The 14,837-nt window shown below is 67.0% G+C and carries 13 protein-coding genes; all 13 read left to right on the plus strand.

Annotated elements, in window-relative coordinates; all coding sequences use genetic code 11:
* Window positions 1–6: 6 nt before the first annotated feature.
* The gene (locus tag ACFQB0_RS11935; protein ID WP_386731838.1) at window positions 7–576 is read left to right on the plus strand and encodes a hypothetical protein; all 570 of its coding nucleotides are present in this window, start codon (window positions 7–9) and stop codon (window positions 574–576) included.
* A gap of 76 nt (window positions 577–652) precedes the next feature.
* A complete protein-coding gene (locus ACFQB0_RS11940; protein WP_386731840.1) occupies window positions 653–955 on the plus strand; it encodes a DUF427 domain-containing protein in 303 nt (100 codons plus the stop codon).
* Window positions 956–1,258: 303 nt separating this feature from the next.
* Window positions 1,259–3,022 carry an ABC transporter substrate-binding protein gene (locus ACFQB0_RS11945; RefSeq protein ID WP_386731842.1) on the plus strand — a complete coding sequence of 588 codons (1,764 nt, stop codon included), beginning with the start codon at window positions 1,259–1,261 and terminating at the stop codon, window positions 3,020–3,022.
* Between the two features lie 76 nt (window positions 3,023–3,098).
* Window positions 3,099–4,994, plus strand: a complete 1,896-nt coding sequence (locus tag ACFQB0_RS11950) for a dipeptide ABC transporter ATP-binding protein (protein WP_386731845.1) — start codon at window positions 3,099–3,101, stop codon at window positions 4,992–4,994.
* Complete coding sequence (locus ACFQB0_RS11955; protein ID WP_386731848.1) at window positions 4,991–5,974, plus strand: ABC transporter permease; 984 nt, start codon at window positions 4,991–4,993, stop codon at window positions 5,972–5,974. Before ACFQB0_RS11950 ends, ACFQB0_RS11955 begins: the two co-directional genes overlap by 4 nt.
* Window positions 5,971–6,930, plus strand: coding sequence for an ABC transporter permease (locus tag ACFQB0_RS11960; RefSeq protein WP_386731851.1), 960 nt, complete (start codon window positions 5,971–5,973; stop codon window positions 6,928–6,930). The genes ACFQB0_RS11955 and ACFQB0_RS11960 overlap by 4 nt, the downstream gene beginning before the upstream one ends.
* 46 nt (window positions 6,931–6,976) lie before the next feature.
* Window positions 6,977–8,284, plus strand: a complete 1,308-nt coding sequence (locus ACFQB0_RS11965) for an alpha/beta fold hydrolase (protein ID WP_386731853.1) — start codon at window positions 6,977–6,979, stop codon at window positions 8,282–8,284.
* On the plus strand, window positions 8,281–9,795 hold the full coding sequence (locus ACFQB0_RS11970; RefSeq protein WP_386731855.1) for an aminopeptidase P family protein: 1,515 nt from the start codon (window positions 8,281–8,283) through the stop codon (window positions 9,793–9,795). The genes ACFQB0_RS11965 and ACFQB0_RS11970 overlap by 4 nt, the downstream gene beginning before the upstream one ends.
* A 271-nt stretch (window positions 9,796–10,066) precedes the next feature.
* Window positions 10,067–10,765 carry a GntR family transcriptional regulator gene (locus ACFQB0_RS11975; RefSeq protein ID WP_386731858.1) on the plus strand — a complete coding sequence of 233 codons (699 nt, stop codon included), beginning with the start codon at window positions 10,067–10,069 and terminating at the stop codon, window positions 10,763–10,765.
* An 87-nt stretch (window positions 10,766–10,852) separates the two neighbouring features.
* Complete coding sequence (locus ACFQB0_RS11980) at window positions 10,853–12,037, plus strand: NAD(P)/FAD-dependent oxidoreductase (protein WP_386731861.1); 1,185 nt, start codon at window positions 10,853–10,855, stop codon at window positions 12,035–12,037.
* Complete coding sequence (locus ACFQB0_RS11985; RefSeq protein WP_386731863.1) at window positions 12,037–12,360, plus strand: (2Fe-2S)-binding protein; 324 nt, start codon at window positions 12,037–12,039, stop codon at window positions 12,358–12,360. The genes ACFQB0_RS11980 and ACFQB0_RS11985 overlap by 1 nt, the downstream gene beginning before the upstream one ends.
* Window positions 12,357–13,859: an FAD-dependent oxidoreductase gene (locus ACFQB0_RS11990; protein WP_386731865.1), complete on the plus strand. Its 1,503-nt coding sequence runs from the start codon at window positions 12,357–12,359 to the stop codon at window positions 13,857–13,859. The genes ACFQB0_RS11985 and ACFQB0_RS11990 overlap by 4 nt, the downstream gene beginning before the upstream one ends.
* 28 nt (window positions 13,860–13,887) lie before the next feature.
* On the plus strand, window positions 13,888–14,805 hold the full coding sequence (locus ACFQB0_RS11995) for a dihydrodipicolinate synthase family protein (protein WP_386731867.1): 918 nt from the start codon (window positions 13,888–13,890) through the stop codon (window positions 14,803–14,805).
* Window positions 14,806–14,837 lie beyond the last annotated feature (32 nt).

A 14,837-nucleotide genomic window follows, 5' to 3' on the forward strand; every position in this document is an offset into this window, starting at 1 on the left:
GGCCTGGTGATCGCCGAATCCGTATCCGCCCCTCACGGGCAGAGCTGTTACCAGGTACGTTTCGATTGGGGTGCCGTGGGGGCGGCGAGGATCGCCGACGGGGCGGACGTCATCGTCTGGGTCGACGTGTTGCAGGATCGCGAAGACTCTCGGATGCCCGCCTCGACGATGCCGGACGGGCCGGCCGTGATCGGCGGCGGCCTCACCACGGCCTCTGCTGCGGCCCGATTCGTGCTCGACGCCCAGGTGCGGCTCGGGCGCAGGGCGACGGTCGCGATCGTCGCCGCGGGCGGGAATGAGGCGGGTGGCGGCATCCGCTTCGCCGTCGAGGACCTGCTCGGCGCAGGCGCGGTCGTCGACGCGCTCGCCCGTCTCGGGCTCGACCATTCCTCGCCGGAAGCCGCGGCCGCCTGTGCGGCGTTCACGGGATTGCGCGGAGCGGTGGGCCACCTCGTCACCGCCTGCGGCTCTGCGCGGGAGCTCGCCGTGAGCGGCGGGAATCAGGAGGCGACGCGGTCGGCCGGTCTCGTGGACGCGCTCGACGTCGTGACCCTGCTCCAGGTAGCGCAGCGCTGAGCCGTCAAGGCGGCAACCGCGCTGCTCGGGAATCAGAACCGGTCGCGTTGCGTTGCCTCTGCTCGGAGGTAACACCATGAAAGCGGTTCTGAACGATGTCGTCATAGCCGAGGCGCCCGAGAGCGAGCTCATCAAGATCGAGGGGAACTGGTATTTTCCCCCGGCGAGCGTGAAAGCCGAGTATCTGTCGGCGAGCGACACGCCGTACACCTGCCCGTGGAAGGGCGACTGCCAGTACTTCGATGTCAGCGACGGCGGTGCCGCACTGCAGGATCGCGCCTGGTCGTATCCCGAGATCCACGCTTCGGCGATCGATCGGGTCGGCCGGGATTTCAGCAACTACGTCGCGTTCTGGAAAGAAGTGCAGATCCTTCCTTAGCCGGGTTCTTCCGTCGTCCGCTCCTTCCCTGCTCCCTCTCCCTCTCGTGTCTGTCGCGTGCTCACCTCTCGTGAGCCGGTAATAGTCGCCCGATGGAGCCGGCGAAGACGGCCTCTCGTGCCGGCTCGAGGCCGGCACCGCCGACGGCCGTCAGGGCGCGACGGAGCCGAACGTGTTAACAGCTTGTTTCCACGTGCACACGATCGGGCCGAATGGTTGACAATGGCGATCATCTTGTGAGTAATATGTCACCCACTACTTGGCTTTCCTGGCCTGGGCACGCTTACAACCCATGGGGGTTCGATGCAACTCACTCGCTCCACGCCGGTCGCACTCGGCATCTTGACATTCGCTGTGGCTCTGGCCACGACATCCTGCAGCACGGCAGGAGCCCCTGCCGAGGGCGGCACCACGAAGGGGGGCACGCTCAATATCCTCGGCACGGCGGACATCGACCATCTCGACCCCACCTCCGCCGCCCTCGTCTCCAGCAACAACCTCCTGCGCGCCGTCTCGCGGCAGCTCATCAGCTACGAGGCGTCGACGGATGAGAGCACCAGGATCGTCGCACGGGGCGACCTGGCGACCGAGGTTCCCGAGCCGGGCGATGGCGGGCTGAGCTACGCCTTCACGATTCGCGACGGCGCGAACTTCGATGCGCCGGACGGTCCTCGGCAGATCACCTCCCAAGATATCGAGCGCGGCGTCAAGAAGATGTGCAACCCCGCACTCGGATCCTCATCACTCAGCTACTTCCAGAACCTGGTCGAGGGGATGGCCGACTTCTGCGCGGGATTCGTCCACGTCGATCCCACCGCACCCGCGATGAAGGACTACATCGAAGGCCACGACATCACGGGAATCGACACGAGCGACCCGAAAACGGTCGTCTTCACCCTCACGGAGCCGGCAGGAGACTTCATCTACATGTTGTCGCTCACCGCCGCGAGTCCGGCCGCGATCGAGTCTCTGGACTACGAACCGGATTCTCCGGAGTTCCGCGAGAACTACATTTCCAGCGGGCCATACACGGTCAGCGAGCACGTGCCGGACAAGTCGATGACCCTCGTCCGTAACAAGGCCTGGAATGCCGGATCCGACCCGCTGCGCGCTGCGAACGTCGACGAGATCCAGCTCACCTTCGGCTTGCAGGCGGATGCCGTCATGCAGCAGCTGCGGTCGGGCGACGGCGACATGACCTATGACATCACCATCCCCCCCGCAACGTTGCAGCAGCTCACGGCGGCTGGCGACGAGAACCTGTTCACCCTGACGAGTGGTCAGGTGAACCCGTTCCTGTGGATCAACACCAAGACGAGCAACAACGGTGGCGCGCTTCAGAACCTCAAGGTCCGACAGGCGATTCAGTATGCGGTCGACAAGGCGGCCGTCGTGCAGCAGCTCGGCGGTCCCGACATCGCTGCGGTGCAGAGCGGCATCTTCGGCCCCGGTGTGCTCGGCTTTCACGAGTTCGATCCGTACCCGACCCCGGACTCCAAGGGCGACCCCGAGAAGGCCAAGGCCCTGCTCGCCGAAGCGGGCTACCCTGACGGGCTTTCGATCAAGATGCCGTACCGCACCCAGAACGCCGAGCCCGCAATCGCCCAGACGATCCAGGCCAGCCTCGAGAAGGCGGGATTCACGATCGAACTCGTGCCTGTGGCGCCGGCGGACTACTACTCGAAATTTATGACGAACCCGGAGAACACGGCGGGCGGCCTCTGGGATGTCGCACCGGTCGGCTGGACTCCCGACTGGGCCGGTGGTTCGGCGCGCAGCGTGTTCCAGCCGCAGTTCACCTTCGACGGAACCCCGCAGACCTACAACTACGTCGACTACAACAACGACGAAGCCAACGCCCTCGCAGCCAAGGCGATCCAGGCCACAGACCCGAAAGAGGTGGCCGACTACTGGAGCCAGGTCGACGAGCTGGTCATGAAGGACGCCGTGGTGGTTCCGCTGGCTGCGCCGAAGGTCGTTCTCTACCACAGCAGCGCGGTCAAGAACTTCCAGCCGTTTGCCTTGGGCGTCCAGGGCGATTGGACGAACGTGTCCATCTCGCGCTAGTCACCGGTCGGGGCGATGCGCCGCGCTATGCCGTGCATCGCCCTGCCCAGCACGTTCGTCGGAGAGGACCGGAATTGTGGCAGTGATCGAAGCGAAGCGCCTGAGCGTTCGCATTCCCACCGAGGACGGCATCGTGCATGCCGTGCAAGACGTCTCCTTCACCGTCGAGGCCGGGCAGCTGTTCGGCATCGTCGGCGAGTCGGGATCCGGCAAGAGCGTTCTGGCTCAAGCCGTCATGGGCCTGCTCTCGGGTGCCGAGGTCACCGGCGAGGTCTTATTCGAAGGCGTCGATCTCCTCGCCCTCGATCGGCGTGAACTTCGAGCGATTCGCGGCTCGCGGATCGGGATGATCTTTCAGGACCCGCTCTCCAGCCTGCATCCGTACTTCTCGATCGGCAGTCAGATCACCGAGATGATCCACACTCACGAGAGGGTGTCGAAGCTGGCGGCCCGCGCTCGTGCGATCGAGATGCTCGAGCGTGTCGGCATCCCGAACGCCGACGAGCGCTTCGACAGCTATCCGCACCAGTTCTCCGGTGGCATGCGCCAGCGCGTGATGATCGCCATGGCTCTCGTGCTGAGACCCGCTCTGATCATCGCCGACGAACCGACGACGGCCCTCGACGTCACGGTGCAGGCGCAGATCCTCGAGCTTCTCGAATCGATGCGCCGGGAGTTCGGGACGACGGTCATCATGATCACCCACGACCTCGGGCTGCTCTCGAGCGTGGCCGACCAGGTCATGGTCATGTACGCGGGCAACCGTTTGGAGATCGGTCCGGGCGCTTCGATCTTCTCCGACCCCGCGCACCCATACACCGCGGGACTCCTGCGGTCGTCCCCGGCGAACTACGAGCCGGGATCGGAACTCGTGCCGATCACGGGCCGCCCACCGAGCCTGCTGCGGCTGGCGAGCGGTTGCGTCTTCTCGAGCCGCTGCCCGGACGCGATGGACGTCTGCCACGCCCAGCGCCCCCCACTGAGGGTCTACGACGACTCCGTCGAGGTGGCGTGCTGGCTCGAACACGCCCCGTCGTCACCGGAGCCCGTGACGCTGGCGCAGCCCGATGAAGTGGTGCTCGCCCCGACCCCCGAGCTGGCTGGCCCGCTCGCGGCACGGCTGGCACCGGAGGAGCCCGTCGTGTCGGTCTCGGGTGTGAGACTCGCCTTCGGCGGCGGCGGCTTCCTCCGGAGCCGTGCGTCGGTCGACGTGCTCAAGGGGATCGACCTTGAGCTCCGCCGGGGTGAGACCCTCGGGCTCGTCGGCGAGAGCGGATGCGGCAAATCCACGCTGGCCCGGGTCATCGCCGGCCTCATCCCCGCGACGGAAGGCACGGTGACTCTCGTCGGGAAGGACATGTCGTCGTTGACCCGATCCGGCTGGCAGCAGATGCGCAAAGAAGTCCAGCTCGTCTTTCAGGACCCGTTCGGTTCGCTCAATCCGAAGCGTCGGGTCGGTTCGATCATCGGTGACCCATATCGCATCCACGGAGTGTCCCGCGGCTCCGATCGCAAGAAGAGCGTGCAGCACCTGATGGAGATCGTCGGTCTCAATCCCGAGCACTACAACAGATTCCCCTCGGAGTTCTCTGGCGGGCAGAGGCAGCGCATAGGCATCGCCCGGGCACTCGCCCTCAACCCATCGTTGATCATCTGTGACGAGCCGGTCTCCGCTTTGGACGTCTCCATCCAGGCACAGGTGCTCAACCTCATGAAGTCACTGCAGCGCGAGTTCGACCTCAGCTACCTCTTCATCTCGCACGACCTCTCGGTCGTGCGGCACATCTGCGATCGAATCGCCGTGATGAGCGATGGCGTCATCGTCGAGATGGCCGAGACGGAGGCGCTGTACGCGAACCCCCGCCAGGAGTTCACGAGGACGCTGCTCGCGGCGTCTGTGCTCGCGCCATCGCCGGAGTCGGGGGCCCCGCGGATCCTGCAGCGCACGATCGAACGGGGGGTCGCAGCGTGACCGTTCCACTGCTCGACCCGCCGATCGACGACGAGACAAGCGAATCCCGCGTCGCGCAACGTGGCTCCCTGTCGCTGACACTCCGTCGGCTTCGCCGTGATCCGGCAGCCGTCGGCGCATTCTGCTTCATCGTGCTCCTGGGGCTGTTCGCGTTGTGCGCTCCGCTCGTCGAGGCATGGACGGGACATCCTCCCAACGAGCAGTATCGCGAGATCGGGCTGACTCCCAACGGGTTGCCGGTTGCGCCGGGGGCCGAGTTCCTCTTCGGCACCGATCACCTCGGGCGCGACGTTCTCGTGCGCCTCGCCTACGGCGCGCGCGTGTCGCTCATGGTCGGCGTGCTCGCGTCGCTCGCCGCGTCGTTCATCGGTGTGGTGATCGGGCTCGTCGCCGGATTCTTCGGAGGATGGGTCGACACCGTCATCAGCAGGGTGACGGACCTCGTGATGAGCGTGCCGTTCCTGCTGTGCGCGCTCGCGCTCGTCTCCGTCTTCGGTCCGAGTCTGTCGCTGAGCGTGGGCGTCATCGTCTTCTTCAGCTGGACGAACATCGCTCGTGTCGTGCGCGGCCAGGTGCTCTCGCTGCGTCAACGTGAGTTCGTCGAAGCGGCCCGCTCGCTCGGCTCGAGCCGGTTGTCGATGATGTTCATCGATATCCTGCCCAATCTGAGCGTGCCGATCATCATCTACACCACGATGATGATCCCCAGCGCGATCGTCTTCGAGGCCACTCTGTCCTTCCTCGGTCTCGGCATCGTTCCCCCGGCGGCGAGCTGGGGCGGGATGCTCGCCGACGCGGCCACGAGCTCGATCTACCTCATCGCGTGGTGGCTCGTGCTCGTTCCCGGGACGGCGCTGTTGTTGGCGACGCTGTCGTTCAACATTCTGGGTGACGGATTGCGCGACGCGCTCGATCCCCGAGCGCGCCGGAGCGCGCCCCGCTCGTTCTCGTGGACCGGACGATCGAGGAGGAACGCATGATCCGCTTCATCGCCTCCAGACTCGGATTCGCGCTACTGGTGCTGTTCTCCCTGAGCGTATTCGTGTTCGTTCTGTTCTACGTGGCGCCGGGAGACCCTGCTCGTCTGATCGCCGGAGACAAGGCTCCTGAGTCGATGCTGGTCCAGATCCGCTCGAACCTGGGCCTTGACCTGCCGATCCACCAGCAGTACCTCACCTTCCTCGGCCAAGCGCTTCAGGGCGACCTCGGCTTCTCCTATCGCAACCAGCAACCGGTCGCCCCGCTGATCGTGAACCGGATCCCGGCGACGCTGTCGCTCGTCGTCGGCGGAGTCGTCGTGTGGCTGGCGATCGGCATACCGATCGGCATCGCCTCGGCCAAGAGACCGGGAGGCCTGAGGGACCGGATCGGACAGGGCTTCACGCTGATCGGGCTCAGCTTCCCGACCTTCGTTCTCGGAATGGTGCTGCTGTACACCCTGTACTTCCTGCCGAAACAGGCGGGTTTCACCTTGCTTCCCGCTGGGGGGTATGTGGATCTGTGGCCGAATCCGCTGAACTGGGCCTGGCACATGCTCCTGCCCTGGTTCACGCTCGCGCTCGTGACGGCGGCGGTGTATGCGCGGCTGACGCGGGGCCAGATGCTCGAGGTCATGGGAGAGGACTACATCCGCACCGCTCGTGCGAAGGGGCTCACGGAATTCCGTGTCGTCTACAAGCACGGTATGCGCAGCACGCTCACACCCCTCGTGACACAGCTCGGCGCCGACATCGCCTTTCTGATGGGTGGAGCCATCGTCATCGAACAGGTTTTCGGACTGCAGGGAGTGGGTGCGCTCGCCGTGCAATCCGTCGCCAGCCAGGATCGACCGATCATCATCGGCGTGGTGTTGCTCGGCGGGCTGTTCATCGTCGTGGCCAACATCGTGGTCGACGTGCTCTACGTCGTGCTCGATCCTCGGGTACGTGTCCGGTGAGGGGACTGCCGCTCCTCGCCATCGTTCCCGCGTTCGAGGGGCAACGATGATCCAGGCCGAGTATACGATTCCTGGCATGCACGTGACCGACCACCTCGTCGACGTGCCGCTCGACTGGTTCGACGATCGCGATCAGGCGCGGATATCGGTCTTCGCCCGCGAACTCGTGGATCCATCGCGGCGTCGCGACGAACTTCCCCACCTTCTCTATCTGCAGGGCGGCCCAGGTGGAAAGGGCCCGCGTCCGACAGGCCAGGGCGGCTGGATCGGAGAGGCGCTCAGGACGCATCGGGTCGTGCTGCTCGACCAGCGGGGCACGGGGCGGAGCTCGCCCGTCGACGGTCGGGTCCTCGAGGCGGTCGGCGCCGCCCCGGCGCAAGCCGACTATCTCTCGCACTTCCGCGCGGACTCGATCGTGGCAGACGCAGAGCACCTGCGCCGCGCCGTCTTCGGCGGGGAGCGCTGGTCGACTCTCGGCCAGAGCTATGGCGGCTTCATCACGCTCACCTACCTCTCGCGGGCTCCAGAGGGTCTCGCCACGTGCTATGTGGCTGGCGGCCTTGCGAGTCTGCGTCCCGACGCGGCCGAGGTGTATCGGCGCACCTATCCGCGAACGGAATGCAAGAACCGGGAGTTCTACCGGCGGTATCCGCATCACACCGACACCGTCGCCCGCATCGCCGACCGTCTCGCCCTCGGCGACGTGCGGCTACCGGACGGAGACGTGCTCACGGTCCGTCGTTTCCAGAGCCTCGGCGTCGACTTCGGGATGAAGCCCGGTTTCGAGCGCCTGCACTGGCTCGTCGATGAGGCGTTTCCGGGTGCGGTGGATGGGGAGCTCAGCGAGACGTTCCTCGCCCAGGTGGGCGCCCGGAGCTCCTACGCGGACAACCCGCTGTTCGCGGCGATGCAGGAGAGCATCTACGGCTCGACGGGCGCGACGGCGTGGGCGGCCGAGACCGAGCGAGCCCGGCATCCGCAGTTCGCTGAGACGGCGAGGCCGTTGTTGTTCACGGGCGAGATGATGTACCCGTGGATGTTCGAGGAGATCCGGGCGCTGCGCCCGTTCCGTGATGCCGTGAGCCTGCTCGCCGCGCGCGAGGAATGGCGCGCCCTCTATGATCTCGAGGTGCTCGCGGCCAACGAAGTCCCGCTCGCGGCGGTGGTCTATCACGACGACATGTACGTCGACGCTCAGCTACAGCTCGAGACCGCAGACTGGGTGGGGAACACGCGAGCGTGGGTGACCAACGAATATGAGCACGACGGCATCAACGCCGGTGCGGTCTTCCCGAGGCTCGTTCAACTTGTCGCCGAGACCGGCGGACCGATTACGGAGGAAGACAAGCGATGAACGATTCGCAGACCGGTGTCGTGCACGACCATGGCTCCACCGCAGCGGCGATGCCGCGCTCCGCGCAGCCCGACCCGCGTCTGCCCCGCCTCGTCGGTGTGCCGGCGTTCCTCGAGCACATGGCGACAGGATGGGGAACACCGGATCGAACCCCGCCGGTCGAGCCAGGAGCCGCCGCGGCGGCGGCCGGTCACCGCGCACGGCTCAGCGCCGTGTTTCCGGGTCGCACCATCGTGGTGTCGTCGGGCCGCGCGCCCGCGCGCGCCAACGACAGCTACTACGACTTCCGGCCGGACAGCAACTTCTTCTGGCTCACCGCCTGCGCGGCGGAGGACGCTGTGGTGGTGATGCATCCGGTCTCCGGCGGTCACGACGCCGTCGTCTTCGTGCCGACGCCGTCGTATCCGGGGGATCCGGGCTTCTTCTCCGATCCCGCCCACGGCGAGCTCTGGGTCGGGTCGGCGCCTGGCATGAGCGATTGGTCCGAAGCGCTGGGGGTGAGCGTGCACTCTCTCGACCGACTCGCCGGTGCTCTGCGCGGCGTGGGTGAGGTGCTACTGGCCGGGCACGCCGGTTCGGAGCACGAGGCTGTGCGCGGCATCCGGATGTCGCATGAGCTCGGCCGGGTGCTCGCCGAACTGCGCATGGTGAAAGACGAATGGGAGATCGCCGAGTTGCGCCGTGCCGTCGATGCGACGGTGGGCGGGTTCGCGAGTGTCGTCGGCGAGATCCCCACCGCCATCGCCACGGGGGGTGAGCGGTGGCTGCAGGGCACCTTCGACCGGCATGCTCGCACCTTCGGCAACGGTCCCGGCTACTCGACGATCGTCGGCAGCGGCGCGCACGCGCCCACCCTGCACTGGGTGCGCTGTGACGGCCCCGTGCTCGAGGGCGAGGTCGTGCTGCTGGACATGGGCGTCGAGGGCCGCTCGTTCTACACGGCCGACGTCACGCGCACCTTTCCCGCTTCGGGCGTCTTCAGCCCTGCCCAGCGCCAGGTGCACGATCTCGTCGAGGTCGCGCACCGTGCTGGCCTGGCGGCGGTACGCCCCGGACGGGCCTTCTCCGACTTCCATCGGGCAGCGATGGAGGTCATCGCAGCCGGTCTGCACGACTGGGGGTTGCTGCCCGTCTCGGTCGATGAGGCCCTCAGCGAACACGGCCAGCAGCATCGTCGCTATCTGGTGTGCGGCATCGGCCATCATCTCGGACTCGATGTGCATGACTGCGCCCAGTCGAGCTATGAGGCCTACCAAGGGGGCGCGATGACTCCGGGCATGGTGCTCACGGTCGAGCCGGGACTCTACTTCCACGCCTTCGACGAGACGGTTCCGCCCGAACTGCGCGGTATCGGGGTGCGCATCGAAGACGACATCCTGGTGACGCGACATGGATCGGACGTTCTGTCCGACGCGCTGCCGATCGACGCCGTCGGACTCGAGCAATGGATGCTGGCGCCGACGACCGCGCGTCTCGGGTCCCCGTCCAGCCTCTTACCCGGATCCCCGTGACGTTCCACGAGCCGGCGGTAGTCGCCCGATGGTGCCGGTCAGAAGGGCATCCACTGCCGGCTCGCAACCCTGAGACGATCGTCGCTTCTGGCGAGTCCCATCGCCACGCTGCTTTCGACGGCGATAATTGGGTGATACGACAGGGGGTCAGGATGTCGTCGAACGCTCTGCAGTTCTCTGCAGATCGGCGCGATCGGATCCGACCGAGGTATGCGCGCATCGAGTCGGTGCGCGCCCAAGACACGTCACACGGAGAGTAGGTCAGGAGATCGTGAGCATCTCTGCTATCAAGCCCGTCGCACAGCCGGCGAGTCTCAGAGCGCACGTCGAAAGCATGTTGTCGATGGCGATCATCTCGGGGGAGCTGGCTCCTGGAACGCTCTTGACCGTTCCGACCCTCGCCATCCAGTTCGATGTCTCGGCGACGCCCGTGCGCGAGGCGATGCTCGACTTGGAGGGCCGCGGTTTCGTCGAGCCGGTGCGCAACAAGGGGTTCCGGGTCACCGCGGTGAGCGACGAGGTGCTGCGCGAGCTCGTCGAGGTGCGTCAGCTACTGGAGCCGCCGGCGATGGAAGAGCTCGCCCGCCATTTCCCGACCAATCACCTCTCAGAACTCGAAGACCTGGCCGATCAGATCGTCTTCGGCGCCAGAACCGGCGACTTGAGGGCGTATCTCGAGGCGGATCAGCGGTTCCACCTGGCCCTTACCCGAATGCTCGGCAATCGGATCCTCGTCGACATGGTCGCCGATCTGCGCTCGCGCACGCGACTCGTCGGGCTCTCGGCGATGCTCGAGTCAAGCCGCCTCGATGAGTCGGCGGCTGAGCACCATGAGCTTCTCGGCTACCTGAAGACGGGCGACTCGGCTGCCGCGCGGGCGCTCATGCACCGTCATATCCATCATGCCGTCGGCTGGTGGGCGGGGAATCCGGAGGTGGATGCCGACTCGACCGCTGTCTCGGCGAACTGAGACCGGTCGAGCGGCCATGGGCGGTGCCCGGAATTCTATGAAATGTGTGACATATTACTGATACGATGGTCTTGAGAGGAGGAGCGGATGCCCAGTGACGTCGTCATCGTCGGCGCCGGGATCGTCGGCGCCGCCTGCGCTCGCTCCCTCGCCCTGGCAGGCCTCCGCGTCACCCTGCTTGACCGCAGCGCGGCAGTGAGCGGCACGAGTGCCCGCGGCGAAGGCAACCTCCTCGTCTCCGACAAAGGGCCTGGCGCAGAACTCCGGCTCGCGCAGTATGCGGCCTCGCTCTGGCCCTCGGCCGCTGAGGAGCTCTCGGAGGAGCTCGGCCCCGATTTTCCCGGCCTCGAGTACGAGCGGAAGGGCGGCATCGTCGTCGCCACGACGGATGCCGGCGCTGCGCCGCTGCTCGCCTTCGCAGAATCCCAACGGACAGCCGGAGTCGACGCCAGGCCGGTCGCCGTCGAAGAGGCCATCGCCCTCGAGCCCGACCTCAACCCCGCGGTCACCGCCGCCGTTCACTACCCGGAGGATGCACAGGTCCAGCCGGTCGTCGCAACCGAGGCTCTCCTCGCCTCCGCCCGCAATCGCGGAGCCGAGATACGGGTCGGCGTCGAGGTGACGGGTGCCGTGCGCGATGCGGCCGGCCGGATCCGCGGAGTGCGTACGACGAACGGCGACGTGCACGCAGGGGCGGTGCTGCTCGCGGCCGGGCCATGGTCGGGGGAGGTCGCCCGCGCCCTCGGCACCTCTCTGCCCGTTCGTCCCCGCCGCGGCATGGTCCTCGTCACCACCCGGATGCCGCACCGCATCTTTCACAAGGTCTACGACGGAGACTACTTCGGCGCGACCCAATCGGGCGATGCCACCTTGCAGACCTCGAGCGTCGTCGAGTCGACGGCATCCGGGACGGTGCTCATCGGATCGAGTCGCGAACAGATCGGCTTCGACGAGCGGCTCCGCGTGCACGTGCTGCAGGAGATCGCCGCGAAGGCGCTCCGTCTCTTTCCATTTCTCGCCGGGGCCAGTGTCATGCGCAGCTACGGCGGATTCCGGCCGTTCATGCCCGATCATCTGCCGGTGATCGGCCCAGACCACCGCGTCGCAGGCCTCTGGCATGCGAGCGGCCACGAGGGCGCGGGTATCGGCCTCTCGCTCGCGACGGCCGAGATACTCGTCGCCGAGATGCTCGGGCAGGTTCCACCCATCGATGCCGCGCCGTTCAGGCTCGATCGCGCGACCCTGCGCGAACACCTCGTGGAGGTGGCGTGATGGCGGGGCGCGTGCTGCCGTTCGGCGAGGACCGCATTCGGCCCCACGCGCCCGAGCCGATCGAGATCTCGATCGACGGAGAGCCGCTCGCAGGTGTCGCCGGTCAGACGATCGCCGGCGTGATCCTCGGCGCAGGGCGTCTCGCCTGGCGGCGCACCTCGGCCGAAGACTCGCCCAGAGGGCTGTTCTGCGGCATCGGGGTCTGCTTCGACTGCATCGTCACCGTCAATGGCGAACGCGACGTGCGGGCATGCCAGCGACGGGCGAGTGACGGAGACATCGTGCAGAGCCAGCGCGACGAGCTGCCGACGGTGCGCGGATGAATCACGTTCTTGTCGTCGGTGCCGGACCCGCCGGTCTCGCTGCCGCGTGCGCCGCGCGCGGACGGGGTGCCCGGGTCACGCTCATGGATGCTTCCGACTATCTGGGCGGCCAGTACTGGCGGCATCTCCCCGAAGAGCGGCCGTCCAGCAACGAGACGGCACTGCACCACGGCTGGTCGACTTTCACCGCCATGCGGGAGCGGCTCGAGTCCGACGCCGGCTGCGAGATTGCGACGGGTGCGCAGGTGTGGGCGATCGATCAGGTCCGGCCCGCGGACGATCGGCAGACGGGCGCCCCGGCCTCCGTCCACGTGCTCGTCGGCCCGGCAGACGGTAGCGCCCGTCGCGGACTCACGGTGAGACCAGACGCGATCATCTTCGCGACTGGAGCGCACGACCGCACGCTGCCGTTTCCCGGATGGGATCTTCCAGGCGTCTTCACCGCGGGCGCAGCCCAGGCTTTCGCCAAGGGCGAACGGCTCGCGGTCGGCGAGCGCGTCGTCGTCGGCGGCGCCGGCCCCTTCTTGCTCCCGGTCGCGGCGTCCCTCGCCCAGACCGGCGCGACGGTGCTCGGTGTCTATGAGGCGAGCCGTTTCGCCGGTCTTGTGCGGGGCTGGCTCCCCCGCCCATGGCAACTCCTCGGTGCGTCGAAGAAAGCCGTCGAACTCCTCGGCTATGCGGGCAACCACGTGCGGCACCGCATCCCCTATCGTCTCGGTCATGCGGTAGTGGCCGCCCACGGCACAGACAGGGTCGAGGCCGTCACGGTCGCGCGTGTCGACGTGAACTGGTCGCCCATCCCGGGGACCGAACGGCGCATCCCGACCGACGCGGTCTGCGTCGGTCACGGCTTCACCCCACGTCTCGAATTGCCGATCGCCACCGGTTGCGCGATCGGAGCCGGCCACTTCGTTACCGTCGACGATCGGCAGCAGTCGAGCATCGCCGCCGTCTATGCGGCCGGTGAGATCACGGGCATCGGCGGTGTCGACGCCGCACTGGCTGAGGGGAGGATCGCCGGCCATTGCGCCGCAGGCGGTGACCTCCGGGATCGGGAGTTGCGCGAGGCCGTACGCGCACGGCGCACGTTCACGGGCTTCGCGGCGCGTATCGATGCGGCCCACGGCATCCGGCCCGGCTGGACCGACTGGATCACCGACGAGACCATCGTGTGCCGCTGCGAGGAAGTGCCGTACGGCCGGCTGCGCACGACCGGCCGAGCAACCTGCTCCAGCGGGCTGCGCTCGCTCAAGCTCAGCACACGCGCCGGGCTCGGTATCTGTCAGGGGCGTGTGTGCGGACGCACCGTCGAGGAACTGCTCGGGGGGTCGCTCGATCGAGTGGGCGGCCGGCTGATCGACGGCGTGAGCATCGACCGTCGTCCCATCGCTGTGCCCCTGCGCATCGGGGAACTCGCCGGCTTCGATGCCGAACGACAGGTGCGCGCGCCCTGGAACCGGCCGCAGAGCGATGAACCGTCAGCGACATCACCCGAGTAACTCCAACACGTCCACGGAAGGGACAACAATGACTGACAAGAAATTCGATCTCGGCGGGGTCGTCGTCGCCACGACTCTCGCGTTCAAGGCCGACCCGTCGGCTCCGGCCGGCCTCGCCGTCGACTACGACAGCTTCGCGGCGCACTGCGACTTCCTGATCGAGAACGGATGCCGCGGCGTCGGCCCGAACGGGTCGCTCGGAGAGTACTCCTCGCTGACAGACGATGAACGTCGCAAGGTCGTCCGGGTCGCGGTCGAGGCCGTCGGCGGGCGCGGTCTGGTCGTCGCCGGCGTGCACGGCGTCGGCTGGCACCAGGCCGTTCAGTGGGCGGAATACGCCAAAGAGGACGGCGCCGACGGCGTGCTGCTGCTGCCGCCGACGATCTACCGGGCGAACCGCGCCGAGGTGATCGAGCACTACTCCAAGGTCAACGAGGTCGGCCTTCCGATCATGCTGTACAACAACCCCATCGACACCAAGGTCGACCTGACCCCCGACCTCGTAGCCGAACTCGCTCAGCTCGAGAACGTCGTAGCGATCAAGGAGTTCACGACCGACATCCGCCGGGTGCTCGAGATCCAGGAGCTGTGCGACATCGATGTCATCGCGGGCGCCGACGACCTGCTGTTCGAGTCGCTCCTCGTCGGCGCGACCGGCTGGTTCGCCGGCTACCCGAACGCCTTCCCGCGCGAAGCCGTCGAGATCTACACCCTGGTCAAGCAGGGCAGGATCGACGAGGCGCGCGAACTCTATGCGAATCTCGTCGCGGTGTTCCGCTGGGACTCCAAGACCGAGTTCGTGCAGGCCATCAAACTCTCGATCGACATCGCGGGTCAGAGCTACGGCGGGCGCACCCGCCCGCCGCGTGGGCCGTTGAGCGCCGAGCACGAGGCGCGGGTGCGTCGCGACACCCGGAAGGCCCTCGACTACATCGCGAGCCGCTGACGTCCCGCGAGCGGGGCAAGACAAGGAGGCCA

Source organism: Luethyella okanaganae (assembly GCF_042660285.1).
Lineage (GTDB): Bacteria > Actinomycetota > Actinomycetes > Actinomycetales > Microbacteriaceae > Luethyella > Luethyella okanaganae.

Excerpts from the sequence above, each read along its gene's own strand:
- ACFQB0_RS11940 (WP_386731840.1), top strand. The coding sequence starts at position 653 with ATGAAAGCGGTTCTGAACGATGTCGTCATAGCCGAGGCGCCCGAGAGC.
- ACFQB0_RS11945 (WP_386731842.1), top strand. The coding sequence starts at position 1,259 with ATGCAACTCACTCGCTCCACGCCGGTCGCACTCGGCATCTTGACATTC.
- ACFQB0_RS11960 (WP_386731851.1), top strand. The coding sequence starts at position 5,971 with ATGATCCGCTTCATCGCCTCCAGACTCGGATTCGCGCTACTGGTGCTG.
- ACFQB0_RS11965 (WP_386731853.1), top strand. The coding sequence starts at position 6,977 with ATGATCCAGGCCGAGTATACGATTCCTGGCATGCACGTGACCGACCAC.
- ACFQB0_RS11970 (WP_386731855.1), top strand. The coding sequence starts at position 8,281 with ATGAACGATTCGCAGACCGGTGTCGTGCACGACCATGGCTCCACCGCA.
- ACFQB0_RS11980 (WP_386731861.1), top strand. The coding sequence starts at position 10,853 with ATGCCCAGTGACGTCGTCATCGTCGGCGCCGGGATCGTCGGCGCCGCC.
- ACFQB0_RS11985 (WP_386731863.1), top strand. The coding sequence starts at position 12,037 with ATGGCGGGGCGCGTGCTGCCGTTCGGCGAGGACCGCATTCGGCCCCAC.
- ACFQB0_RS11990 (WP_386731865.1), top strand. The coding sequence starts at position 12,357 with ATGAATCACGTTCTTGTCGTCGGTGCCGGACCCGCCGGTCTCGCTGCC.
- ACFQB0_RS11995 (WP_386731867.1), top strand. The coding sequence starts at position 13,888 with ATGACTGACAAGAAATTCGATCTCGGCGGGGTCGTCGTCGCCACGACT.